The sequence below is a fragment of the Pseudomonas sp. NPDC098740 genome, from assembly GCF_044760065.1.
GTDB lineage: Bacteria > Pseudomonadota > Gammaproteobacteria > Pseudomonadales > Pseudomonadaceae > Aquipseudomonas > Aquipseudomonas rossensis.
Genome location: NZ_JBIWAM010000001.1, coordinates 262,150 through 286,800, shown reverse-complemented (window position 1 = coordinate 286,800; position 24,651 = coordinate 262,150). Strand labels below are relative to the sequence as shown.

The following is a 24,651-nucleotide window of genomic DNA, read 5'->3' as shown; positions in this document are numbered from 1 at the left end:
TGAACACTACTAATGCTATACATCCTGCACTCCAACAAAAGTAGAACCCTCGATGCCCAAAAGGTACTACCACGAAATCCGGCTTTCTCCTGACGAAGAAGGCCAACTGCTCCCCTCCTGCATCCCCCTCGGCCCCACCGGAGATGCCGCCCGCAACCTGAACGAGCCTGGCAGTGAATGCGTGTGGGTTTTCTGGGCTATGTCCCGCATTGAAGCGATGCAGATTTACTAGGACTTTCTTGATTTCGGAACGTATCGAACCGAGTTTCCAGAGGACTCGGAGCCCTACCCGGATGCTTGGATAGCAGAGCAGCACGCCTATCTGTCAGCGCCCAGAAATGGGCAAAATTGATTGGTCATCTCAAGGATCGAGGATAGGGAATGAGTATTTTCAGTCGAATAAAAGCTTTCGTAAGACGTGGCCAGGAAGAGCAAGTTGCCGGCTACTCCATACCAGAGTTGAAGTCGGTTTTTGCTGAGCCTCTATCACGCCTCCCTCGGTCTCTGACCGACTATCCGCAAGTGGTATCTTTGGACGATATCGGTATCTCGGCCTATTACTCTGCTTTCTTAATCGGCAATGAAGACGCTCATACGTTTTCGGCACTCGTCGAATCGAATTTCAGGTTCAAGACTGAAAAACTATTCAACGACCTTCCCGTAAAACGTTATTCAGATATCCGAGAAAACAACCACCTGATCTATTTCAGTTCCGACGGAGAATTTAATGCCACAACGATACGGATGGTTACGAACAGCGTCGAATTCCTGAACATCATTCAGCTTGAGAAGTTGGCCGTTCCACCACCCTGGATAGCGTTTGAGGGGTACAACCCTTTGTGGTGGGGAGGAAATATGCAAGGCGCTCAGGGCTACTATAACGACAGTTACTTCTCGCTGTTTTTTACTAATTTAAGCGGAGCAGAAAGGGAGATTTATTACGCAAGATACAATGCGCCGAATGAATGGATAAATAGCCTGGAATTGATGTACGACGAATGATCGTTCACCTTTCTGGAACAATAGCCGGAGCCGCCACCTGACCAATCACCGGCGGCGGAGTCCGACTTTTTCTGCTTAACCGCTACGCGGCAAGCTCGACGTAGCTCGACTCCCCTCCTCCCGTCGCGCCCGACAACCAACCCCATACAAAGGCCAGAGTAGTACGTCCTGCGTGATCAACGCCCACCGTGCCCCGAGACCAGCCGGCAAGAGTCTCACCCTCCGTAGTCAAGCACTGATAAAGAAGCTCAATGGTATCGGGGCCTGTCACGCGTCCGACTTGATTACCCATGCGGATATGGCCGCCCTGGTAAGTACCCCAAATGGCATCTTCCTCGACATGGTAGTGAAATACGGTGCGCGCATCGGACAGTCCGTGGGCGTTGTCTGCTACCGAAAATCGGCGATTGTTCAAACGCTCGCTGATTTGAGAAAAAGGGATTTCCATAAATGTCGCGTCCTTTAGTCGAGATGTTCCATTCCAGCCTTCGCTTAGCTTAAGCCATTTTGTCGCGACGGATGAAGGCACTGCCTTGGCCATCTCTGGAGCTGTGAACTCAGGAGCCACCACCGCTTGTCAGCTTCCCAGCACCTTCCCATTCCCGGTTATTCCAACGTTGTACACCCCCTCACATGGCTGGCCTAAATGATGAACAGGACAATTGCTGCTCTCACGATCGCGGGCCTGTTCGCCTGCTCGCTTTTCGCACTGGCTGCCGAAAAGGTGACTGAAGACTCTGCTGTGCCACCTGCCGCGCTTCCCGGAATCCACCAGGCTCAGGGCTCTGAATCCAAGGAGGACAAGGCCGACAAAAAAGGTGAGGAAGCTGCGGGTTCAAACTCCGGTGCCGACTCGGAAGAGACGGACAAAGATGCGGCCACCTCTAGCGGCTCGAAGGACGTTGAGCAAAAACCAACGCAGTATTGAGATAGCGGTCCGCCCGCTTCGGCCTTAAGTGTTGCGTAACCTGCAAGAACTGAATTGCGCCTACAAAAAAGCCCACTGACCGTCACCGGTTCAGTGGGCTTTTGATTTGGCCTCTAGTTACAGAGCCATATCAGTCGCAGCATTAGCCTTCGGCGCCTTGGCCGGAGCAGCCGGAGCAGCAGCCGGAGCCACCACCTGACCAATCGCCGGCGGCGGAGTCAGCTGCAACACCTTGGCGGTGTAAGCCCACTCCTCAGCCACCTTCTCAGGACTGCCATTCAACTGAGTGCCATAGCTCGGCACGATCTGGTGCAGCTTTTCCTGCCAGGCAGGACTAGCAACCTTGTCCTTGAACACTTTCTGCAGCACGGTCAGCATGATCGGCGCAGCAGTCGATGCACCCGGCGATGCGCCCAGCAAACCAGCAATGGTGCCGTCTTGCGAAGCAACAATCTCAGTACCCAACTTCAGCACGCCACCCGCGGCTTCATCACGCTTGATGATCTGCACGCGTTGGCCGGCTTGCCACAGGCGCCAGTCTTCGGCTTTGGCGTTCGGGAAGTATTCTTTCAGGGCGTTGAGGCGGTCTTCGTCAGACAGCATCAGTTGGCCGGCGAGGTACTCGACCAGCGGGTATTCCTTGATGCCGACTTTGGTCATTGGCCACACGTTGTGCGTGGTGGTGGTGGTCAGCAGGTCCAGGTACGAGCCTTCTTTCAGGAACTTGGTGCTGAAGGTCGCGAATGGGCCAAACAGGATGACGCGCTTGCCGTCCAGGACACGGGTGTCCAGGTGCGGAACCGACATTGGCGGTGCGCCCACGGAGGCTTTGCCGTAGGCCTTGGCCAGGTGTTGCTCGGCGATGGTCGGGTTTTCGGTCACGAGGAACGAGCCGCCTACCGGGAAGCCTGCGTATTCCTTGGCTTCAGGAATGCCAGACTTCTGCAGCAGGTGCAGTGCACCGCCGCCCGCGCCGATGAAGACGAACTTGGCGTCGGTTTCGGTTTTGGTGCCGTCTTTCAGGTTTTTGTAGCTGACGCGCCAGCTGCCGTCTTCGTTCTTGGTGATGTCTTGCACTTCGCTAGACAGTTTCAAGTCGAACTTTGGCGTGGTTTGCAGGTGCGCAACGAATTGGCGGGTGATCTCGCCGAAGTTGACGTCGGTACCGATCGGAGACCAGGTGGCCGCGACTTTCTGGTTCGGGTCACGCCCTTCCATCATCAGCGGAACCCACTTCTTGATCACAGCCGGGTCTTCGGAGTACTGCATGCCGGCGAACAGCGGGCTCGCTTGCAGGGCTTCGTAGCGCTTCTTCAGGAACTTGATGTTGTCATCGCCCCACACAAAGCTCATGTGCGGCGTGGAGTTGATGAACGAACGCGGGTTTTTCAGCACGCCTTGCTGAACCTGCCAGGCCCAGAACTGACGGGAGATCTGGAAGGCTTCGTTGATTTCAACGGCTTTCGGGATCTGGACGTTGCCTTTATCGTCTTCCGGGGTGTAGTTCAACTCGGCCAGGGCAGAGTGACCGGTACCGGCGTTGTTCCAGCCATTGGAGCTTTCCTGGGCGACGCCGTCGAGGCGCTCGACCATTTCCATCGACATACCCGGTTCCAGCTCATTGAGCCAAACACCGAGGGTCGCGCTCATGATGCCGCCGCCAATGAGCAGCACATCGACTTTCTTTGCCTCTTCCGCTTGCGCGGACGCGATCCCCATCGACAAAGCCAGCCCCAGCAGGGCCGTGTTCATTTTTTTAAACATGTGTAGCACCTATGATAAAACGCCATCCGCCCTTCCATCCCCATGCTTGAGGCCCCTGGCTCACGGCATGCAGGCAGCATGCTGTGGGTTCCGCACTCATAAGGATTGGAGGGTGGGCACACAAGGCCGACGTGTCTCCATCGACCTCAGTTTATATGTCCCTACTGAACTGACTTTTTATCTTTATTGGCTTCAGCTACTTGAGCGACAGTGATTCTGTTGGCGCGTCTCAAGGACGCGCAAACTGAATAGGTCAAAGCAAGTTAGGGCGAAGAATATCACGACACGGCAAACCCGCGCGTCTGTTCCCGACTTGATAGTCCGGGCACGGGCGCTGAGCCCACTATACTCATCGTGATTTTCTCGACGAGCCTATGAGGAGCAGTCATGAGCGACAAAGACGATTTGCGCAAATATTCCTCCCAAGTGGTCGACGGCGTGGAGCGCGCGCCCGGCCGCTCCATGCTGCGTGCCGTGGGTTTCACGGACGAGGACTTCAAGAAACCGCAGATCGGCATCGCCTCCACGTGGGCGATGGTCACGCCCTGCAACATGCACATCGACAAACTGGCGATTGAAGCCGAAAAAGGCGCGAATGCCGCCGGTGCCAAGGGCGTCATTTTCAACACCATCACCATTTCCGACGGCATCGCCAACGGCACCGAAGGCATGAAGTATTCGCTGGTGTCACGGGAAGTGATTGCCGATTCCATTGAAGTGGTGGCCGGCTGCGAAGGCTTTGACGGTCTGGTGACCGTGGGCGGTTGTGACAAGAACATGCCGGGCTGCCTGATCGGCATGGCGCGACTGAATCGCCCTTCCATCTTCGTCTATGGCGGCACCATCCGGCCGGGCGCCGGCCACACCGATATCATCTCCGTGTTCGAGGCCGTGGGTCAGCACGCGCGGGGGGATATCAGCGAGATTCAGGTCAAACAAATCGAGGAAGTGGCGATTCCAGGCCCTGGTTCCTGCGGCGGCATGTACACCGCCAACACCATGGCTTCTGCGATTGAGGCGCTGGGCATGAGCCTGCCCGGTTCCAGCTCTCAGGAGGCCGTCGGCAGCGACAAGGCGTCGGACAGTTTCCGCGCCGGCCAGCAGGTCATGGAGCTGCTTAAACGAGACATCAAACCGCGCGACATCATGACCCGCAAGGCCTTTGAAAATGCCATTCGAGTGGTAATCGCCCTCGCCGGCTCGACCAATGCCGTGCTGCATCTTCTGGCCATGGCACATGCCGTGGATGTCGAGCTTACGCTGGATGATTTCGTCGAGCTGGGCAAGGTGTCCCCGGTGGTGGCCGACCTGCGCCCCAGCGGTCAATACATGATGAGTGAACTGGTGGCCATCGGCGGCATCCAGCCGCTGATGAAACGCATGCTCGCCGCCGGCATGCTGCATGGCGATGCGCTGACGGTCACCGGCAAAACCCTGGCCGAAAACCTGGAAAACGTGCCCGACTACCCCGAAGGCCAGGACGTGATCCTGCCCTTCGACCAACCGATCAAAAAAGACTCCCATTTAGTGGTGCTGCGCGGCAACCTTTCGCCCACCGGCGCCGTGGCCAAGATCACCGGCAAGGAAGGCTTGCGCTTTGAAGGCACAGCTCGTGTGTATCACGGAGAGGAAGGCGCGTTGGCCGGCATCCTCAACGGCGAAGTCAAAGCCGGCGATGTGATCGTGATTCGCTACGAAGGCCCCAAGGGAGGGCCCGGCATGCGCGAAATGCTTTCGCCGACGTCGGCGGTCATGGGCAAGGGGCTGGGCAAGGACGTTGCGCTGATCACCGACGGCCGTTTCTCCGGCGGTTCACATGGGTTTGTGGTGGGCCATATCACGCCCGAAGCCTTTGATGGCGGGCCGATCGCGCTGATTGAAGACGGCGACAAGATCACCATCGACGCCGAAACACGGCAGATTACGGTCGATGTCTCCGACGCCGAACTGGCAGAGCGCAAGACCCGCTGGGTGCGCCCGGAATCCAAGTACAAACGCGGGGTGTTGGCCAAGTACGCGAAGACCGTGTCCAGCGCCTCGGAAGGCGCGGTGACGGATAAGTACCTCTAGATCAAAAGATCGCAGGCTGCGCCAGCTCCTACATCGATCGCGTACGTCCCGGATGTACGCAAACCCCGTAGGAGCTGCCGAAGGCTACGATCTTTTAGCCCCGCATCAAAGCCGAAACCGATCCACCGACTGCGACAGCTTGCCTGCCAGGGTGGACAACTCATCGGTGGTCGAGGCGGTCCGGCCAATGACTTTGCTGTTGCCTTCGGACATGCCGGCAATCATTTCGACCTGATGGGCGATTTCATTGCTGGCCAGGCTCTGCTCACCGATGGTGCGGGTAATGTCATTGACCAGTTGCGTGGTGTTCAGCGTGGCGTCGAGGATTTCGCGGATGGCGCGCTCGACGTCGGCAGTCACGGCCATGCCTTTGTCGACCTGCGCCACGCCCGCCTCCATGCTGGTCACCGCCTCGCGGGTGCTTTGCTGGATGCGTGACACCATCGTGGCAATTTCCTGGGTGGAGGCGCTGGTGCGTCCCGCCAGGCTGCGCACTTCGTCGGCCACCACGGCAAATCCACGGCCCTGCTCACCGGCACGAGCGGCTTCGATCGCGGCGTTGAGCGCCAGCAGGTTGGTTTGGTCGGCGATGCCCTTGATCACCTGGATGATGCTGAAAATCCCTTCGGACTCCTTGTCCAGCGTGCGGATCACCTGGGCCGATTGCTGCGCCGAACGCGCAATACCGTCCATGTCGTTGACCACCTGATGGATCACACGACCGCCATCCTTGGCCAGTGCCTCGGCCTGATTGGCCATGTTCAGTGCGCGCTCGGCATGCCGGGTGATTTCCTCGATGCTCGCGGTCATTTCGCTGGCAGCCGCTGCCATGGTGCTGGCGGCTACACTTTGCTGCTGGCTGCTGCCGGCCACTTCGTGGCAGCCACTGCTCAATTGTTCACTCATGCCACTCACGCCGTGGGCGTTGCTGCGCACGACTTCGATCATGCCGCGCAGGTCGCGCTGCATGGTCGCGAGGCTGCGAATCAGGGCGCTCGCTTCGTCGTTGTGAATGGGCTCGACAATCGGTTCGCTCAGGTTGCCATGGGCGATGCTCTCGGCGATGCGGCTGGCGGTTTTCAACGGCCCCATGATGCTCAGCATCACCGAGCGCCCTTGGGCCAGCAGCAATAACAGACTGGCGATGAGGACACCGCCGAGGGTGAAATTGGCGTTGCTGATGACTTTCTGAGTGTCGGCACTGGTCTGTTGGGTGTTGGTTTCGATCAGTTCGCTGAGCGCGGCCATCTGATCTTCCAGCTGGCTGAATACGCTACTGAAATTGCCCAGTTGTTGCTGCGCGGCTTCCGGATTTTCCAGCGCCAGCGCGACGATGCGTTCGGCTGCGCTGATGTAGGTATCGAGGCTGGGCTTGATCTTATTCAGGCCCGTTTTAAGGGTGTCGTTAACCGGCAGCTTGAGGTTTTCACCGAGCATTTCACGAAAATTCGCTGCATGTTCCTCGGTGGAACTGCGCACCTCGGCTTTGCTGCTGGTGCTTTTGCCCAACCCAACCAACATCGCGGACAGCACGTCGGCGCGTAATGCATCGTGCATCATGTCGGCTTCGAGGTGATTGCGCAGCACGGCCATACTGACCTCATTGTCATTCACCGCCTCAGCCATCTGGGTGTTTCCCAGGTAACTGACCAGACTCATGATCAACGCGGTAATCAGCCCGGTGCCAATCAGCAGAATCAAACGTAATTTTATGGACACTCTGTGGATCCTCTCTCAGCACGTTTGTCAGTGGCGTAAAGCCAACTGCGGATTGGTTTGCTGAAAAGGTTATCGACCGGCACGAGTGGTTAATGAAGCGAATGTCCATACGCGCATGTCTTTACGACATGCGGTATGTTTTTTCGGTTTTGAGGGCGCCTGAATCAGGCAGCGGAGAAGAAGTATCGCGTCAGGTGAAAGAAGATCGGCGCGGCGAAGCAAATCGAATCCATCCGGTCGAGCATGCCGCCGTGGCCCTTGATCATGGTTCCCCAGTCTTTGGCGCTCAAACTGCGCTTGATCGCCGACATGACCAGCCCACCGAGAAAACCCATCACCACGATGACGAACGACATCATCAGTGACTGCCAGAAGCTGAAGGGGGTCATCCAGAACATGCAGCCGCCAATCAGCGTTGCAGACAGGCCTCCACCGACCAGTCCTTCGATCGTTTTTGACGGACTCACCAGCGGCGCTACTTTGTGCTTGCCGAAGAGCTTGCCGAACACGTACTGCAACACGTCACTCAACTGAACGACAAACACCAGATAGAACAGCAGCAGCGCGTTTTGGCCCGTGAATCCTTTCAGATCCAGGAGCAAAAGTGCGGGCGCATGGCTGATGCAATAAATGCAGATCATCACGCCCCACTGGATCTTTGCCGTTCTTTCCAGGAAGCCGTCAGTGTCCTGGCTCAGCACCGCAATCGCCGGCAACAGCAGGAATGAATACACCGGAATCAGCAGCGTAAACATCGAATACCAGTGCGTACCGATCAGAATGTATTGCAGCGGGATCAGGATGAAAAACGCCGAAAACAGGGCGTTATGGTCACCTCGTCTGGTCGGCGTCAGGGTGATGAATTCCCTGAGCGCAAACAGTGAGATGAAACCGAACAGAACGACCGTTGCATTGCCGCCCAGCAGGTAGGAAGCGAAGAAGATGATGACCATCCCCCACCAGGCATTCACGCGCTGATTGAGGTTTTCGATGGTCGAGACAGCGCCTTCCGTTTTGGCCCGCCGGGCCAGCAATCGACCGGCCAGCGAAGCAATCGCCAGCAAGCACGCCAATCCAAAAAAGAACCACAAAAACTTTGCTTCAAGACTCATTTCGACAGCCCTACAATGGCGTTACGCGCGCGTTCCAGAAACACCTGTTTATCCTCGCCAGCAATCCTTTCCATCGGATTGCCGATACGGATCGTGCAGATGATCGGCAGAGGGACGTGTTTGCCTTTGGGCATGGAGCGATGAAGGTTTTCCAGGTAGATCGGCACCAGGTCGACATCGGGGAAGGTTTCGCTCAACCGGTAAAGACCTGATTTGAATTCCCCGGGCAGTGCCTCGGATGAGCGAGTGCCTTCCGGAAAAAAGATGATCGAATGACCCGCCTGCACCACATCGAAAATGGGCTCCAGCGCGTTTTTACCGGGCGCCGGTTTACGGTCAATCAGCACGGCATTCAGGCCTTTCTGGGAGATGTACGACAGAATCCGGTTCTTTCCCCAGTAATCGGCAGCGGCGATCGGCTTCACATTTAACCTGGCCTCGGGCGGCAGGGCCGCAATGATGGCCAAGGTGTCCATGTGACTGGTGTGATTGGCGAAATAGATTCGCTGACGCGTGAGATCCGGCGGGCTCTCCCATCTGGCCGTGACGCCAATCAGCAGTCGAAGAACAGAAATCAGCGCATTACTGATCCACATGGTCGGCCCCTTTCAGCTGCCTGGCGATCGCCAGCGTTCGCCTGACGCAGGTTGCGACTGAGCCAATGGCGATGACAGCCAGCGCGATCAACAGTACGTAGTGAGTGCCATAAACGCTTGCTTCGATGGCATTCAGCAGCAGTCCTGCGGTCATCACGGCCATTCGATGCTGCTTGGCCATAGGGCCGATGAAGGTCTGCTTGAGGCCAATCGAGCCGCCGAACACCCTGACATAAGCAGTCAGTGCCGCCGCCAGGGCAGCAAACCACCCGAGGTCGGATTGCCCAATGGCATACCCCAACCCTACGATCAGCAGGCTGTCGGCAATCCGGTCCGGGAATTCGTTGTAGAGACTGCCGATATCGGACTTCTTGCCGCCCTCTATCGCCACCATCCCATCGAAGAGGTTGCACAGAAGGCGCAACTGAATGCCGATCGCGCAGCAGATCGATCCAATGACACCGCTATCAATATTGAGCGCCACGACGCCGGCAAACGCGAAGACGATGCTGGCGACGGATATCTGATTGGGGGAAATGTCTCTTTTCACCAGAATGTCGGTGATGCGTTTTGCCCAGCCCGCAGAGCGCGTCTTGATGGGCCTTCTGTTGTCATCCACTAGCCAATATCCCTATAAATGATGAGCTACTACGTGTTGCATTGTAATGGCGAGTCGCGCTGACTACACCCAGCAATATGCAAAACCGCTGGCGGTGTTATCGAATTTTTTGGAACTCTGTTCCGAGCTTAAACTTCGGGGGGCACCGGTTATCCAGGCTACGGTGCCCCTACTTTCCCCTTTTAACTTCCGTTGATCCGCGAATTTGGTCTGCGCCCAATAAAAACATATTCATATGCTTTAATTGATATTGTCGAACAATCCCATCACCAGGGGGTGCCGTCATGAATATCAAAGCCCTGGCTTTAATGCTGTTGGCGTTCTGTGCTCAACCGGCCTGGAGTCAGAACACCCCCGCCGCTCCAGCCTCCGCCGACAGCGCCGCGCTGACCACACGCCTGGTCTTGCGCGACCTTTGGGTCGAGCATATTTTCTGGATCAGAAGTTACGCGATCGCCAACCAGGCAGCGGACAAACAGCAAGCCAAAGTCGCCGCTGACGCGTTGACGGCCGCACTGGTCAAGCAGTTCCCGGACAAGTTCTGATACCGCGCGAGGGCAAACCATGCTGGAAGGACTGGGCCGTACACAGCAGGACCTGCTCAATGCGTTGCTGCACCATGCGGGCGGCATGAGCATTGACGAGTTGGCTGATCATCTTTCGGTGACACGCACCGCGGTTCGCCAGCATCTGGCGGCGCTTGAGCGTGACGCCTTGGTGCTGCGCGGCGAAACCCGGCCGACGGGCCGGCGTCCGGAGCAGCTGTATCGGCTCACCGACCATGCGCGCGAGCAGTTCCCTCGCCAATATCAGATGCTGGCCAGTGTGCTGATCGAGGAAGTGGCCGACATCATCGGCCACGATGCCCTGGCTTCACTGATGCGCAGCATGGGCCGAAAACTGGCCCAGGACCGCGAACATCAGGTGGTTGACGAAGCCAGAATCGTGCAGTACATGAACCAGGCGGGATACGAAGCAGAGGTGTTTTTTCGCTCGTCCGACGATAAGGAAATCGTCGCGCATAACTGCGTCTTCCACCGCCTGGCCGCGGCCCACCCGGTGGTCTGCGAACTGGACCTGGCGTTGATCGGAGCGTTAGGCGGTGGTGAAGTCGATCACACGGAGTGCATGGTGCGCGGCGGGAATGTCTGTCGATTCAAACTGCGACCACTCGTAGAAAAGGCCGGCGAGCCTGATAACTCCGGGCCTTCTGATCGAACAGATCGGGCTGATGATTCACCGGATTGATTCGTAAAAGCCCTTCTTCGACATATCCGCTTTTCTAGACAGCAGTTTTAAAAAGATAAAATACATCAATGATTTTTCAGCTCACTCGGTTGCGCCCGCTGCGCTTGGCTAGATAGAGCGCATCATCGGCACGAGTCAGAAGGCTTTCCACATCGTCACCAGCTTTGGCGATGGCGACACCAAAAGACGCAGTTACAGTATCTAGCACCTCATCCGTGCCACGAACCTTGATCCGCAGCGCCTGAATTTTCATGCGCAGCTGCTCAGCAAAAGTATGAGCACTGGTGAGATCAAAACACTCTTTCAGGACTACACAGAACTCTTCACCACCATAGCGTGCCGCCAGGGCCAGAGGCGGGATTGAGTTCCGTAACACCTGACCAACATGCTCAAGTACGCGGTCGCCCAAAGGATGGCCATACCGGTCATTGAACTGCTTGAAATGATCGATATCCAACATGACCAATGCCACCCCAAGAGGAGCGTTGATCAATGCATGCTCCAGCAAGCGAGTGAACGTAGCTCGGTTCAACACCTTAGTCAGCCCATCCAAAGATGCAGCCAGTTGGGCTCGCTCGAGCTTGTCTCTCAGACTCTTAATTTCATTTTGCGCTGAGTGCAGCTGGGAGAGGAACAGCTCTTGCTGATCCTGCATGACCTGGGTGCTCTGTTGCAGCTCGCTAAGAATGGCGGGTAATCTCTTGTCGACCGGCTCCGCGAGCATTTCCATGCAATGGCCAAGACTGGCTTGAAAGTTGAAACTGCCATTCACGCTACGCGAGACATTACGCTCCATGTCGTCAACCAGATCAATCGCTTGTTGTTGCCCTGCGCGCGCCTCCTCCAATTCGTCACGAATGATGTAATCGCGAAAAAGCTTCGTAGCAGATTCGGGAGGGAAACAGTCGAAGTCTTTGACCAGCCTGTCCAGATGACGATTAAGCTCTGGCTCCTGACCTTTGCTGTAGGTGTACCAGAGAGCATAGTGCACGGGATTTGGCGGAATGTTGTGACGCACCATCAGTGGTACGGCCTGCTTCAGCAGAGCCGCCGCCTCGCGGGAGTCCTCTGGATACAGCGTTAGGGCAGTCGCACGCGTCTCTGGTTGGCTCATAACGTCACTGTGGTTGGTTTTTATTGGCATATATGAAGTCGGGGGGCAGCATATCCTTACGTACGCCAAGCAGCCATACATAAGGTGTCCCTACTACCTGTCGGACTAGCTATAGACCGAACTCTCGCGTTCAAGGAGATAAGGCTTTCAATCACCTTTATCACATCACCATTCTTATGCGTTCAAGCCGATCCAGCCATGGATATCCATGTAGATGTCAACAACCAATGATCAGCACGCTGGAAATCGAAAAGGGATCGTAGCTTTGTACTCTCTCACTGCCTGCGTTCCTGTCGATCACGGAATCATCCCAGGCATGTACCCAAAAGGCATTTCACAGGGAGCTCGATCAGATGCGTGCGGATGCTGAAGCCGGAGTGATACATAAATCAGTGCGCGAGCCAATGGACGATGGTGAGTCTAGCCCTGCGCTCGATGATTACCCTGGCTTGAAAGAGGCAGGCTCTGCATCAACTCAGTAGTGATGTTTTGGCGCCTGTGCTGCGGTAATCGGTACCTAACCGCCCTCCTCTTATGCAGCCTGTCGACGCATGGTCAGGATGGCTGCTCCGAAGCAGATGAACGTCGACCCAACTACCCGGCTGACCCACCGGGATAGCTCGGGACGGGTCAACACGCCCTTGGCCCAAGAGACCAGTGCGGCATACAGACCAAGAGACGTCACCGAGACCGATCACGCGAGCTTTATGGCTGCGCCCTGGATATTGTCACGCGCCGTTCGTAAGTCAATAGCGTCCTGGTTAAGTCGGTGAATCATGTTGAGCAACCGTTGGCGTAGCACTTCGTCTTGAAGCTGCTCTACTGCGCGCATCATATCGAGCGCCGCTACCTCATTGTTAGTGGCGACGGAGTCGAGCAGTTTGCGCATGCTTCTTGATGGTCGATTCATCTCCAACTCCTTGGATTTCAGTGACGCGAATCATATGGCCAGAATGTTTCGTCAGTATTTCAGCTGCACGAACTGGCTTGAATCACCGGCTCCGGCTCATTTGACGCTAGCTGGAGGGACAACCAGAGGGGTCGATTACCCTTGTAGCAACCCGTCATTGATGAAGCTAAGCGGCTCGCTCCAGAGCATCCAGTAAACAAAAAAACTCCCGAGAAAGCTTATGCCGAGGGGCCAAATGGATGATGGGTACTGAAACTTCGTGAGATTCGCGCATCTTGACGGAGCTGCTCAGGTAAACCGGTAGCACAGGCAAACCTTCTGCCAACAGCTCATCAACGAGATTTTGGTGCAAGCCGGTATGCCCGGTGAACTGATTGACCACCACCCCTTCCACTTTCAGTAATTCATTGTGATTGATACTATCGCGTCCCCATGGAGCTGGCCGTTACCGCCAAAGTGATCGTGTCGAGCAGTGCGCCCCGGGCGCTGACATCTGTTCGGGCGCTGGGCCTTCAGCCCACCCTTATAGATGAGATTTTCTGCGAGGCGCAGTTGCCCTATGGACGATGGACACTGCCGCGCCTTTCACCGTTTACGTGGGCATTTATTCTTCGAATTTTATGGTTGTGCGGGTTCTCAGGGAAGGTCGAGTCTGCCCGTAAGGCCAGAACACGAGCTAATACGGCAGCTCAACGACTTCAGTCCCTTACCAGCGAAGGGGCAGTGCTTCTGCTCGGTCATGGATTCATGAATCGAATGATCGCGAAGCAGTTGGAAGCTGCCGGATGGACTCGCAAAAAAAGCAACGGTAACCGTTACTGGGGCGCGACGACCTATCGAATGAATCAGGGTTAAGGCACACACATCTTCGTACGATGCTGGAGTCTCAAGTTCAAGAAAAGCTACAGCGCGATCCTGAAGCGGTAACGACCTATGCAGCCAAACCTGAATCAGAACGAAAGCCCTACACCAGCAAGCCAACGGCTCAGGACAAGGCCATGGTCAGGTATGTGTTAGCAGCTCCAGTAAACCTTCCACATCAGCTAGCGCAGGAGCATGGGCTCCGGCATGGCGGCAAGATATGGATGCGCAAGCCGCTGAAAATCGCAAGCGCTCTCCCAAGTCTGCGATCCCCAGCAACTCCGCAGCCAACCAACCAGCCATACAAGCGTCTCCTGCTCCAACCGTGTCTGCCACTTTCACGGCAATAGCTGGCTGCTCGAGTTGGCTGTCCGGGGTGTGGAGAACCATCCCGTGTTCCCCTCGGGTAAAAAGGATCTGTGCCTGAGGATTAAGAGCGCGAAGTTCATCCATTGCCTGGTGCTCGGTCAGCCCTGGATAAATTTGCCGAAGGTCTTCGTCGGAAAGCTTAATCATGTCAGCAAGAGTAGTCATCGTAGGGAAGGTCTGCTCCCGATAATGGCTATCCATTAAATTGCGCCAGTTCGGATCATAGCTAATCCGTTTACCGGTTTCCTTGGCCTGCTGAGCAATTTTAACCAGCCTGTCTGCGAGTGGCTGTCGAGCCAAACTGATGCAGCTGAAATGACACAGCTCTGCTTGGTTGCTCCATCCTTCGGGCATCAGATCTGGATCAAAAAACAGATCGGCCTCTCCAGCAAAAAAGTATCTTGGCGGACGGCTCGATGGAACAATGGCGACCAAGGGATCTCGGTCTACCCGTTGGATAAATCGCATATCCAGGCCTGCCGTCTCTGATTGCCAGGCTATCTCGTCGCCCAAAGAGTCCGTACTGATAGAACCCGCAAAGGCGCTGCTGACGCCCAAGCGACTTAGCGCTCGTGCCACGTTCCAGGGAGCGCCGCCTGGATAGCCTTTCCACTGTCCAGGGACACCCTGGACAAGGTCAGTCAGGGCTTCGCCAAATACTACTGCGCGAGGCAATACCATCGTCATTTCCTCAATTTTTTGTCGTAGGGATAACTGCTGGCTGATCGGCCGGACGCGTTCAACTATTAAAACCAGGTTTCCATTTGTATCCCGTATTGCCACACACCTCCGGCGTTGAAGTCCGTCTTGCCGAAGTTGTCTGTGGAACTGTATCTGTCCAGATCCGAAGACCAGTTCATGAAACTTGCGAACACTCGCAATTCGGGACGTGTGAGAAGGTCTCCAAAGTCAGGCTTGAATGTCGGAGCGACCGTGAATTTCCAGAAGTTACCGTCGACCGCATTGCGTTGCATGTAGCCCTTGGGGTCGAGGTCCATGGTTTGCCAGCTCATTTCGTAGGCCATCTCAAAATTGCTGTTGATTTCATTGGCCAACCGCACGTTCAGGGTCATCCAGCGGTAGTCGTCACCCTTGACGTATCTGTCCTTGCTCTGTTCGGCCAACAAGCTGGGGCCGATACGCCAGCCCGGTGCAATTGGTGTCTCACCATAAAGCGCCAGACGCAGAGCGCGGGCGTCGTCGATCAGTTCGCCATCCGAACCGATGTTCTTGACCTCTGCCCCCAGACCTTGCCCATAGAGCAGTGCCGTTTTGAAGAAGCCTTCCCTGCCGAAAAAGTTTTTCTGGTGATTGGCCAGCATGCTGTGCAAGCCGGAATCCGCAGGCGTCAGGCCCGCTTCATTGCGGCGAGTGCCGAAGTCGTTTTTCTTTGAGCCAATGCCATTGAACATCCACTGCCACTGACCATTATCGAAGAACTGGTTGGAGGTCAGGATGTAGCTTTCCACATCGGCATTGACACCGCCCTCACTGAAATCTCCGTAGTTACGCCCGATCAAGGAGTAATTCGAGCTCCAGTTCTTGTTCATCTGCACGTCGTAGATACCACCCCCCGTACCGGCCAGAAAGACGATGTCCGAGTCCAGCCAGTGGATATCGAAATTGTCTCTATCGAATCGCTTGCCCGCCCACAAGGTGGCGTTCTCGAACACTGAATTGCCCTTGAAGGCAGCGAGATGGTCGAGCTCTGTAAATACCTGCCGCACGTTCAGGTTGCTTTCGTCGGCCGTCCAGTCATTGGAGCTTTCCACTCCATCGGCGATGGACACCGTGAATTTTGAACGGGTGCCGTTCTGCGCATAGGATTCTTTCGAGAGGTCTATGCGCATGTAGGTGTCGTCTTCGTTACCCAGTCGCCCGACGGCACCACCGACTGAACCAGCAGGGGTTGTATATGGGCCGCCACGACCGCCACCAAGCCCATCGTTAATCAGCAATCCGGAGCGGGCGTAGCCCTTGAAGCTGAAGCCGTCAGTGAGGTGTCCGCTGCTGCCCTGCTTTTCCATGCTTTGCTGACGGGCTTCGAGTTTTGCCAGTCGAGTGTCCAAAGCAGGCGCCGAAAGGGCTGCTGCGGTAGACGCAACGGACTGCAAGGCGGGAGTGGTCAGTTTGATCTGCTGCAGCTCCCTGGCAAGTGCCTGGGTTTGCTGTTCGGCTGCGGCTGCACGCTTTTCCGCTGCGCTGGTACGAGCTTCAAACGCGGCCATGCGTTCTTCCAGAGTCGCGGCCTGAGAGGTTGCCGCCGATGTGCCGAGCACGCCTGCGAGTAGCCAGCCTGATGCTTTCTGCATGTGGATTTCCCTGTTTTGTTTTTATTGTTTTGTTCCCGCGACCGGCCATTTTTCGTGAGTTGTGAATTGTCGCAATCGACGAAAAAAAGGATGCCTCATCGCAAATACGCTGCTACATTTGGCGATGTTAACGTTAACTTTTCTAAAAACAAAAATAAAGGGGGCTCTATGAAACAGCTGAAATCTCTCCTTCCAGCAGCACTGCTCACCCTCTGTGCCGGATTTCCGTCTGTCTCGAGCGCAGTGGATTTGACGATCTCGTGCGGTGCGGTGGGTGCTGAATTACAACTCTGCAAGGAGGCTGTCGAGGAATGGTCGAAACAGACTGGCAACAACGTCGAGGTAGTTTCCACGCCTAACTCGGCGACCGAGAGGTTGTCGTTCTACCAACAGATCCTCAGTGCGCAGTCCACTGACATCGACATCATTCAAATCGATATGGTGTGGCCGGGAATGCTGGCCAAACATCTGATGGATCTGCGCGAGGTGCTTCCCGCCAACGCGACCCAAGGCTATTTCCAGGCACAGGTGGATAACGCCACGGTGAACGGACGGCTGGTGACGATGCCGTGGTTCACCGATTCAGGCCTGCTGTATTACCGCAAGGACTTGCTCGAGAAGTACGACAAGCAGGTTCCCCAGACCTGGGAGGAAATGACCTCTACCGCAAAGGATATTCAACAGGCTGAGCGCAACGCCGGGAACGCCAATGTGTGGGGATACATCTTTCAGGGACGCGCCTACGAGGGTCTGACGTGTAATGCGCTGGAGTGGATCAGCAGCCAACCGGAAGGCGGACTGGTCAATCCACAAGGTGACATCGTGGTCAACAGTCAGGCCTCAAGAACTGCTTTGGCCCTGGCGAAAAGCTGGGTAGGAGACATCTCCCCGCGTGGCGTACTCAATTACACCGAGGAAGAAGGACGTGGCGTATTCCAATCGGGAAATGCGCTGTTTATGCGTAACTGGCCTTATGTCTGGGCCCTGGTGCAAAGCCAGGACAGTGCCGTAAAAGACAAGGTTGGGGTCGCTCCCCTGCCCCGGGGCGGCAAGACCGGCAGCCATGCATCCACCGTCGGTGGCTGGGGCCTGGCGGTATCGCGTTACAGCGCCCATCCAAAACTTGCCGCAGAGCTGGTGAGCTATCTGACCAGTGCCCAAGAGCAAAAACATCGTGCCCTGATCGGTGCCTATAACCCGGTTATCGAGTCGCTCTATCAAGATCCCGAACTGCTCGCGGCAATGCCTTATTACAGTCAGCTGTTCAGCATTCTCAACGATGGGGTCATGCGCCCCGCATCCATAACTGCCGATCGCTATCCACGAGTCTCCAATGCGTTCTTCGATCGAGTGCATGGCGTGCTGGCGGGCGAGTTGCCTGTCGATCAGGCGCTGGCCGAACTGGAAAGCGAACTCACGCGCATCAAACGCCGGAACTGGTAAGCCACAAGGAAGGAAATCACCATGTCTGTCTCTACTACCCATGCCCCCTGTGACGAGCTCCTGCTCACCAGAGAAACGCCCGTACAACGTCGCCGCGTACGCGCTGCCTGGCTATTTCTGACGCCGATGTTGCTGTGTCTGGCCCTGGTGGCGGCCTGGCCGCTACTGCGCACATTCTGGTTCAGCCTGACCGACGCCAGCCTGGCGGACACTGGTGGCGGATCCTTCGTCGGCTTGAGCAATTATCTGTTCCACAACGGTTCCAGCTGGTCGGGCATCCTGGTCGATCCTCAATGGTGGAACGCAGTGCGCAACACCTTGCATTTCACCGTGGTGTCGGTGGGACTGGAAGTCGTACTGGGACTGCTGGTGGCGTTGCTGCTGAACATCAAGTTCACCGGCCGCTCTCTGGTGCGCGCGTTGATTCTGATTCCGTGGGCAATTCCTACCATTGTCTCGGCGAAGATCTGGTCATGGATGCTTAATGACCAGTTCGGCATCATCAATCACCTGATGCTGAGCCTCGGCCTGATTGACGCGCCCCTGGCCTGGACCGCAGATGCGGACCTGTCGATGTGGGCGGTGATTATCGTCGACGTCTGGAAGACCGTCCCTTTTGTCACGCTGCTGATGCTGGCTGCCTTGCAGATGTTGCCGAGCGATTGCTACGAAGCCGCCAGGGTCGATGGCATTCATCCGCTGAGGGTGTTCTGGCGTGTCACGCTGCCATTGCTGATGCCCGCGTTGCTGGTGGCGGCGATCTTCCGCATCCTCGACTCCCTGCGGGTTTTCGACGTCATCTATGTGCTGACCTCGAACTCATCGAGCACCATGAGCATGTCGGTGTATGCCCGCCAGCACCTGGTGGAGTTCCAGGACGTTGGTTACGGCAGCGCGGCCTCGACGCTGTTGTTTCTGGTGGTTGCGGTAATTGCCATGCTTTATCTCTACCTCGGACGCCGTCAACTGGAGGTCCGGTCATGAACCTGCGCCTACTGAAAAAAGCGCTGGTGCGCCTCGGATTCTGGTGTCTGATCGGGGTGTTGCTGCTGTATGCGGTTTTCCCCTTCTACTACGCCATCGTGACTTCGCTGAAGCCGTCCAGCGCTTTGTTCGAGGTGAGCTACTGGATCGAAAGCCCCGACTTCTCCAATTACGCGGCGGTACTCCACCAAGCCTCATTCCTGCGGGCTATCGGTAACTCGCTGGTGGTTGCGCTTTGCGTGGTGACGCTGGCGCTGTTCCTCAGTGTGACTGCCGCCTATGCCTTGGGAAGGGTGAAATTCCGTGGGCGTGGCACGGTACTGATGATGGTTCTCGGCGTGTCGATGTTTCCCCAGGTCGCTGTACTGTCGGGGCTGTTCGAAGTGATCCGCGCCCTGGGCCTGTACAACACGTCCTGGGCATTGATCCTGAGCTACACGATTTTCACCCTGCCCTTCACCGTCTGGGTGCTGACCACGTTCATGGGACAACTGCCCCATGAACTGGAAGAAGCGGCAATCATGGATGGCGCCTCGCCCTGGGTCACGCTGACCCGCGTGCTGTTGCCGCTGCTCTGGCCCGCACTGGTCACCACCGGCTTATTGGCCTTCATCGCAGCGTGGAACGAGTTCCTGTTTGCCCTGACCTTCACCCTCACCGACACGCAACGCACGGTTCCGGTCGCCATCGCCTTGATTTCCGGTGGCAGTCCCCATGAGTTGCCTTGGGGGTTGTTGATGGCCGCCTCGGTGGTGGTCACCGTCCCACTGGTGATTCTGGTGCTGATCTTCCAGCGCCGAATCGTTTCCGGTCTCACTGCCGGCGCGTTAAAGGGTTGATGCCCAACAAAGACAAGGAACAGCATCGTGATCAAATTGAAACTGGACAATGTGAACAAACAATTGGGCGGCATGCGGATTCTTCGCGACGTCAGCCTGGAAATCGCGGTGGGTGAATTCGTGGTGTTCGTCGGCCCTTCGGGCTGCGGGAAGTCGACCCTGCTGCGACTGATCGCCGGACTGGACTCGATCTGCGCCGGCGACCTGCTGATAGACGGGCGTCGGGTCAACGACCTCGAACCGCGCGAGCGTGGTGTCGGCATGGTGTTTCAGTCTTATGCGCTGTACCCGCACATGAGCGTCTACGACAACATCAGCTTTGGCCTCAAACTGGCCAAGACTGAAAAGAGCAGCTTGCGCGAGCGGGTGCTGAAAACGGCGCAAATCCTGCAATTGGACAAACTGCTGCAACGCAAGCCAAAGGAACTGTCCGGTGGGCAGCGTCAGCGTGTGGCCATGGGCAGAGCCATGGCCCGGGAACCGGACATTTTGTTGTTCGATGAGCCGCTTTCCAACCTGGATGCGTCCTTGCGGGTGCAGATGCGCAACGAAATTGCCCGACTGCATGATCGGCTGGGCTCGACCATGATCTACGTCACCCACGATCAGGTTGAAGCGATGACCCTGGCCGACAAAATTGTCGTGCTCAATGGCGGCCGCGTAGAACAGGTCGGCTCACCGCGCGAACTCTATGAACGCCCGGCCAGTCGCTTTGTCGCCGGTTTCCTCGGTTCGCCCAGAATGAATTTTCTGCCGGCGCGCCTGCAGACGTCAGGCGAAACCAGCCTGGTCGATACCCTCGTATGGGGTATCACACCCCTGCCCTTCGACAGCTCGAACCTGACGACGGGCACGCAGCTGAGCCTGGGGATTCGCCCGGAGCATGTGTCGCTCAAGGCGGCGGATGGAGCCGCTGGCGTCGTCGTTACCGCGGTCGAATACCTGGGCAGCGAAACCTATGTGCACCTCGAGACAGGTCAAGACGAGCCACTGATCTGTCGTTGCGAAGTCAGCGCCGGATGGCAAGCGGGCGATCGGGTTGAGCTGCAGCTGGACATCGACAACCTGCACCTGTTCGACGCCGACGGCGCGGCCTTGAGGCGCCACCCACAAGCCATTGAAACCCTGCCGGATGGCGTCTCTCTGCGCTCGGCACGAGCAAGCGCCCTATGACTGTGTATTTGAATCCCATGAACGACCCAATGTCTTCCGCCCTTGACCTTGCGCAGCATGCGCTGAGTGATGGTCTGTCTCACGTCATCGACGATTATCGGCCCGGTTATCATCTTGCCCCTCCTGCGGGCTGGATGAACGACCCTAACGGGGTGGTGTACTTTCGTGGCGAATACCACGTGTTCTATCAACACCACCCCTTCGAAGCGAAATGGGGCCCGATGTATTGGGGGCATGCCAAGAGTGCCGATCTGGTCCACTGGCAGCATCTGCCCATTGCGCTGGCGCCCGGCGATGACTTCGACCGTGACGGTTGTTTTTCCGGTAGCGCGGTGGTGTGTGGAGATACCCTGGCCCTGATCTACACCGGGCACACCTGGCTGGGGGAAGTGGGTGACGAGCGCTCGATCCGTCAAGTCCAGTGCCTGGCCACTAGTATCGACGGCATCCGGTTCGTCAAGCATGGCGCCGTCATCGAGACCGCGCCGCAAGACACGATCATGCACTTCCGTGACCCCAAGGTATGGCAGGAAGATGACGATTGGTACCTGATTGCCGGCGCACGTCTGGGCGATGTGCCGTTGCTCCCGCTGTACCGTTCCACCGATCTGCACACCTGGGAGTTCCTCGACTATGTGTCTAGCGGCAGCGAGGGCGATGGCTATATGTGGGAGTGCCCGGATCTGTTCCGACTGAACGGGCGCGATGTGCTGCTGTACTCCCCCCAAGGCATGTCACCCCAAGGTTACGAACGGCTCAACAAGTACCAGACGGGTTACCGAGTGGGCGGACTCGACAACGAATGGCACTTCACGGGCGGGCCTTTTATCGAGCTGGATAACGGTCATGATTTCTATGCAGCGCAAACGCTACTGGCCGCCGATGGTCGACGCCTTGTGTGGGCGTGGCTCGACATGTGGGAAAGCCCGATGCCGACCAAGGCCCATCACTGGTGCGGCATGCTCAGTTTGCCGCGCGAACTTGAACTGTGCGCCGATCGCCTTTGCGTGTATCCGGCACAGGAGCTCACCGCTCTGCGCAAAGCGCCATTGCCGGGCACGCTCTGGTGGGGTGAGTCGGGAACCCAGTGGGTGCCGGAAGTGAATGGTGACATGCTCGAAATCCATGTGCATCTGGATCTGCTCGGCTGCAGCGACGGCCATCTGGGAATTGCCTTGCGCTGCAGCGATGATGGCCATGAAGAAACCCTGCTCTACTACGATGCATCACTGCAGCGTCTGGTGCTTGACCGCAGTCGCTCGGGTGCGCAAGTCACCGGTCAGCGCAGCGTGGCGATAGACCCAACACAAGGGCAGCTGGAACTGCGTGTGTTCCTCGATCGCTCGTCCATCGAGGTGTTCGACGAAAACGGACGCTTCAGCCTCAGCAGTCGCCTCTATCCGCGGCCTGACAGTCTGGGCGTGAAGCTCCTTGCAAGCGGGAGTGGCGGACGTGTCTCCATTCCCAGAGCATGGCCGCTCGCCTCGGGATGGCTATGAGCAGCGTCATTCGAGTCGCGAGAAGCGCGGGCCATGTGTCATGATTCTGCGTCAACCTGACCGGTTTCGCCTCGCATGACTTCAGTGAAAGACGTTGCACAACTGGCCGGCGTATCCCTGATGACGGTTTCTCGAGCGCTCAACAACCCGGAAAAACTGAGCCCCGAAACCCTTCAGCGGGTACGTCGCGCCATTGATGAACTGCAATTCGTACCGAGCCTGTCGGCGCGCAGGATGCGCGGCGACAACCTCCAGTCGCGCACCATCGGTGTGTTCGCGCTGGACACCGCGACCACACCGTTCGCGGTCGAGTTGCTGCTGTCCATCGAACAGACCGCACAGCAGGCGGGCTGGAATGTGTTCATCCTTAACCTGTTGAGCAACCCGCCCACCGACCAGAACATCGACCTGATGTTGTCGCACCGTCCCGACGGGTTGATCTTCAGCGCCATGGGATTTCGCCAGGTGTGCATTCCCGAGCGCTTGAAGAGCAAACCCCTGGTACTCGCCAATTGCCTGGCGGATGACAGTCGCCTGGTGAGTTATGTGCCCGACGACGAAACGGGGCAGTATCGAGCCGTACATCACGCGTTGAGCCAAGGCTATCGGCGCCCTCTGTGTATCAATCTGCCAAAACAGAGTCTGGCCTGGGACCTGCGACAAAAAGGCTTGCTGCGTGCCTGTCAGGCATTCGGCCTTGCGCCTGACGCACTCCTGCAATACGACCTTTCCGATCATGATGCCTATGGTGAAACCGGAGCCATCCTCGACCTGCACATCATTGATGGTCGTCCCCAATTTGACATTCTGATCTGTGGCAACGACCGCATTGCGTTTTGTGCCTATCAGCTGTTGTTGGGCCGAGGCCTGAAAATCCCCGACGATGTCGCCGTGCTCGGCTATGACAACATGATCGGTATCGCTGAGCTGTTCATCCCGCCGTTGACGACGGTGCAACTGCCGTACTACGAGATCGGTCGTAAGGCTGCCCGGCACCTGATCGAGACCATTGAGGTATCGGGAGCTCAGCCAGTTGATTGTCCATTAGTGGTCAGGGCATCACTATAAGAATTAGCTCATTCGGTGATTGCACGCCCGCTTGCTTTCGATTTGCCAGTTCTGTGGCGACTGCGGCTCTTCGCTGTTCTGGTCTGATTCCAAAGGTGAGTATTCGGATTGGATGTCCGTGGCGATAGGCACGGTGGATACGCCGTTTCTGAGTGAAAAACAGAAACACGTGTGCGTTGCATCGAAAGCGCCGTGGTATGCAATCGAGGATCGGTGGCCGCGGACGGAGTGAGCGCTTTCGGCCAAAAAGCGAAAGCGCATGAGGTACATTGATACCTGATCCCAAATTCACTGATGGGAGGGACCGTATATGACGACGAGAACTGAAACTGCCATCCTGGCCGGTGGCTGCTTCTGGGGCATGCAGGATCTGCTAAGACGCTACCCCGGCGTAGTATCCACGCGGGTGGGATACTCGGGCGGCGATGTACCCAATGCGACTTACCGCAACCATGGCACGCACGCGGAAGCGATCGAGATCGTATTCGATCCGGAGCAGATCAGCTATCGCCAGATCCTCGAGTTTTTCTTTCAGATCCACGACCCGACGACGACGAATCGTCAGGGCAACGATGTGGGTATGAGCTACCGCTCGGCACTCTTCTATCTCAACGATGAACAGAAGCAGGTGGCCGAGGATACGGTGGCCGACGCTGATGCATCTGGCTTGTGGCCCGACAAGGTCGTGACTGAAATCGTTCCCGCAGGCCCGTTCTGGGAAGCAGAGCCGGAACATCAGGACTACCTCGAACACTACCCCAACGGTTACACCTGCCATTTCATTCGGCCAGACTGGAAACTGCCTAAACGAGGGTGATGGTGAGGCCAAAAACGGCGTAACGGCCCCTCGCGAATAACGGCTTCACGCGCATCTGCGAAGGGTCAGGAGGCAAGATGATTTGTATCGCTCTGTATGTTCGCTGGCGATCTTACACAGCAATACACAATCGCCGGATCAGGACACATACGGATTACATGAAGGTGAAAAAGTGGGCGGCGTCGCACACCTGGCGTTCTCCGA

Annotated in this window: 22 protein-coding genes and 4 pseudogenes; 13 read left to right on the top strand and 13 right to left on the bottom strand. The window is 56.8% G+C overall.

Features of this window, described 5'->3' with window-relative positions; translation table 11 throughout:
- The first annotated feature begins 381 nt into the window (after nt 1–381).
- A complete protein-coding gene (locus ACIQU2_RS01465; protein WP_403137910.1) occupies nt 382–1,002 on the top strand; it encodes a hypothetical protein in 621 nt (206 codons plus the stop codon).
- A gap of 82 nt (nt 1,003–1,084) precedes the next feature.
- Here ACIQU2_RS01465 and ACIQU2_RS01460 read toward each other — a convergent pair whose 3' ends face one another.
- The gene (locus tag ACIQU2_RS01460; protein ID WP_347805211.1) at nt 1,085–1,450 is read right to left on the bottom strand and encodes a hypothetical protein; all 366 of its coding nucleotides are present in this window, start codon (nt 1,448–1,450) and stop codon (nt 1,085–1,087) included.
- Nucleotides 1,451–1,651: 201 nt separating this feature from the next.
- On the opposite strand from ACIQU2_RS01460, the gene ACIQU2_RS01455 reads away from it, so the two are divergent.
- Nucleotides 1,652–1,930: a hypothetical protein gene (locus tag ACIQU2_RS01455; RefSeq protein ID WP_403137906.1), complete on the top strand. Its 279-nt coding sequence runs from the start codon at nt 1,652–1,654 to the stop codon at nt 1,928–1,930.
- 117 nt (nt 1,931–2,047) lie between these two features.
- Here the strand turns inward: ACIQU2_RS01455 and mqo are convergent, their stop codons facing one another.
- The gene (mqo, locus tag ACIQU2_RS01450) at nt 2,048–3,694 is read right to left on the bottom strand and encodes a malate dehydrogenase (quinone) (protein ID WP_403137904.1); all 1,647 of its coding nucleotides are present in this window, start codon (nt 3,692–3,694) and stop codon (nt 2,048–2,050) included.
- Between the two features lie 387 nt (nt 3,695–4,081).
- On the opposite strand from mqo, the gene ilvD reads away from it, so the two are divergent.
- A complete protein-coding gene (gene ilvD, locus ACIQU2_RS01445) occupies nt 4,082–5,764 on the top strand; it encodes a dihydroxy-acid dehydratase (RefSeq protein ID WP_403137902.1) in 1,683 nt (560 codons plus the stop codon).
- A 105-nt stretch (nt 5,765–5,869) separates the two neighbouring features.
- Here the strand turns inward: ilvD and ACIQU2_RS01440 are convergent, their stop codons facing one another.
- The 5 genes and pseudogenes from ACIQU2_RS01440 to ACIQU2_RS01420 form a co-directional block, all read right to left on the bottom strand.
- Nucleotides 5,870–6,523: a methyl-accepting chemotaxis protein gene (locus tag ACIQU2_RS01440; protein WP_403138300.1), complete on the bottom strand. Its 654-nt coding sequence runs from the start codon at nt 6,521–6,523 to the stop codon at nt 5,870–5,872.
- Nucleotides 6,524–6,961: 438 nt separating this feature from the next.
- A pseudogene (locus ACIQU2_RS01435) lies at nt 6,962–7,483 on the bottom strand (MCP four helix bundle domain-containing protein); the annotation flags it as partial.
- 164 nt (nt 7,484–7,647) lie between these two features.
- A complete protein-coding gene (locus ACIQU2_RS01430) occupies nt 7,648–8,595 on the bottom strand; it encodes a phosphatidate cytidylyltransferase (protein WP_403137900.1) in 948 nt (315 codons plus the stop codon).
- Entirely contained in the window at nt 8,592–9,191 is a 600-nt protein-coding gene (locus ACIQU2_RS01425) for a lysophospholipid acyltransferase family protein (protein ID WP_403137897.1), read from the bottom strand. Before ACIQU2_RS01425 ends, ACIQU2_RS01430 begins: the two co-directional genes overlap by 4 nt.
- The gene (locus ACIQU2_RS01420) at nt 9,178–9,810 is read right to left on the bottom strand and encodes a CDP-alcohol phosphatidyltransferase family protein (RefSeq protein ID WP_403137895.1); all 633 of its coding nucleotides are present in this window, start codon (nt 9,808–9,810) and stop codon (nt 9,178–9,180) included. Before ACIQU2_RS01420 ends, ACIQU2_RS01425 begins: the two co-directional genes overlap by 14 nt.
- A gap of 284 nt (nt 9,811–10,094) precedes the next feature.
- Here ACIQU2_RS01420 and ACIQU2_RS01415 point away from each other — a divergent pair.
- Nucleotides 10,095–10,310: pseudogene (locus ACIQU2_RS01415) on the top strand (hypothetical protein); the annotation flags it as partial.
- Nucleotides 10,311–10,374: 64 nt separating this feature from the next.
- The gene (locus tag ACIQU2_RS01410; protein ID WP_403137894.1) at nt 10,375–11,058 is read left to right on the top strand and encodes a helix-turn-helix transcriptional regulator; all 684 of its coding nucleotides are present in this window, start codon (nt 10,375–10,377) and stop codon (nt 11,056–11,058) included.
- 76 nt (nt 11,059–11,134) lie between these two features.
- Here the strand turns inward: ACIQU2_RS01410 and ACIQU2_RS01405 are convergent, their stop codons facing one another.
- From ACIQU2_RS01405 to ACIQU2_RS01390, 4 genes and pseudogenes are all read right to left on the bottom strand, one after another.
- Nucleotides 11,135–12,172 (bottom strand): GGDEF domain-containing protein, encoded by a 1,038-nt coding sequence (locus ACIQU2_RS01405; RefSeq protein ID WP_347805220.1) that lies wholly within the window; start codon nt 12,170–12,172, stop codon nt 11,135–11,137.
- Between the two features lie 532 nt (nt 12,173–12,704).
- Nucleotides 12,705–12,866: pseudogene (locus ACIQU2_RS01400) on the bottom strand (LysE family translocator); the annotation flags it as partial.
- A complete protein-coding gene (locus tag ACIQU2_RS01395; RefSeq protein ID WP_403137892.1) occupies nt 12,867–13,082 on the bottom strand; it encodes a hypothetical protein in 216 nt (71 codons plus the stop codon).
- 166 nt (nt 13,083–13,248) lie between these two features.
- Nucleotides 13,249–13,497 (bottom strand): annotated as a pseudogene (locus ACIQU2_RS01390) (ParA family protein); the annotation flags it as partial.
- Nucleotides 13,498–13,514: 17 nt separating this feature from the next.
- On the opposite strand from ACIQU2_RS01390, the gene ACIQU2_RS01385 reads away from it, so the two are divergent.
- Entirely contained in the window at nt 13,515–13,937 is a 423-nt protein-coding gene (locus ACIQU2_RS01385) for a histidine phosphatase family protein (protein WP_347805222.1), read from the top strand.
- A gap of 147 nt (nt 13,938–14,084) precedes the next feature.
- Here ACIQU2_RS01385 and ACIQU2_RS01380 read toward each other — a convergent pair whose 3' ends face one another.
- Together ACIQU2_RS01380 and ACIQU2_RS01375 are read right to left on the bottom strand one after the other, a co-directional pair.
- Nucleotides 14,085–14,993: a carbohydrate kinase gene (locus tag ACIQU2_RS01380; protein WP_403137890.1), complete on the bottom strand. Its 909-nt coding sequence runs from the start codon at nt 14,991–14,993 to the stop codon at nt 14,085–14,087.
- Nucleotides 14,994–15,058: 65 nt separating this feature from the next.
- Nucleotides 15,059–16,624, bottom strand: a complete 1,566-nt coding sequence (locus ACIQU2_RS01375; protein WP_347805223.1) for a carbohydrate porin — start codon at nt 16,622–16,624, stop codon at nt 15,059–15,061.
- A 168-nt stretch (nt 16,625–16,792) separates the two neighbouring features.
- Between ACIQU2_RS01375 and ACIQU2_RS01370 the strand changes: the two genes are divergently transcribed.
- From ACIQU2_RS01370 to msrA, 7 genes are all read left to right on the top strand, one after another.
- Entirely contained in the window at nt 16,793–18,067 is a 1,275-nt protein-coding gene (locus tag ACIQU2_RS01370) for an ABC transporter substrate-binding protein (RefSeq protein ID WP_403137888.1), read from the top strand.
- A 21-nt stretch (nt 18,068–18,088) separates the two neighbouring features.
- Nucleotides 18,089–19,051: a sugar ABC transporter permease gene (locus tag ACIQU2_RS01365; protein WP_347805225.1), complete on the top strand. Its 963-nt coding sequence runs from the start codon at nt 18,089–18,091 to the stop codon at nt 19,049–19,051.
- Entirely contained in the window at nt 19,048–19,890 is an 843-nt protein-coding gene (locus ACIQU2_RS01360; RefSeq protein WP_347805226.1) for a carbohydrate ABC transporter permease, read from the top strand. Before ACIQU2_RS01365 ends, ACIQU2_RS01360 begins: the two co-directional genes overlap by 4 nt.
- Nucleotides 19,891–19,917: 27 nt before the next feature.
- A complete protein-coding gene (locus ACIQU2_RS01355; RefSeq protein WP_403137885.1) occupies nt 19,918–21,063 on the top strand; it encodes an ABC transporter ATP-binding protein in 1,146 nt (381 codons plus the stop codon).
- Nucleotides 21,060–22,562 (top strand): glycoside hydrolase family 32 protein, encoded by a 1,503-nt coding sequence (locus ACIQU2_RS01350; RefSeq protein WP_403137884.1) that lies wholly within the window; start codon nt 21,060–21,062, stop codon nt 22,560–22,562. The genes ACIQU2_RS01355 and ACIQU2_RS01350 overlap by 4 nt, the downstream gene beginning before the upstream one ends.
- 75 nt (nt 22,563–22,637) lie before the next feature.
- Nucleotides 22,638–23,630, top strand: a complete 993-nt coding sequence (locus ACIQU2_RS01345; RefSeq protein WP_403137882.1) for a LacI family DNA-binding transcriptional regulator — start codon at nt 22,638–22,640, stop codon at nt 23,628–23,630.
- 310 nt (nt 23,631–23,940) lie between these two features.
- Nucleotides 23,941–24,447, top strand: coding sequence for a peptide-methionine (S)-S-oxide reductase MsrA (msrA, locus tag ACIQU2_RS01340; protein ID WP_403137879.1), 507 nt, complete (start codon nt 23,941–23,943; stop codon nt 24,445–24,447).
- The last annotated feature ends 204 nt before the right edge of the window (nt 24,448–24,651 follow it).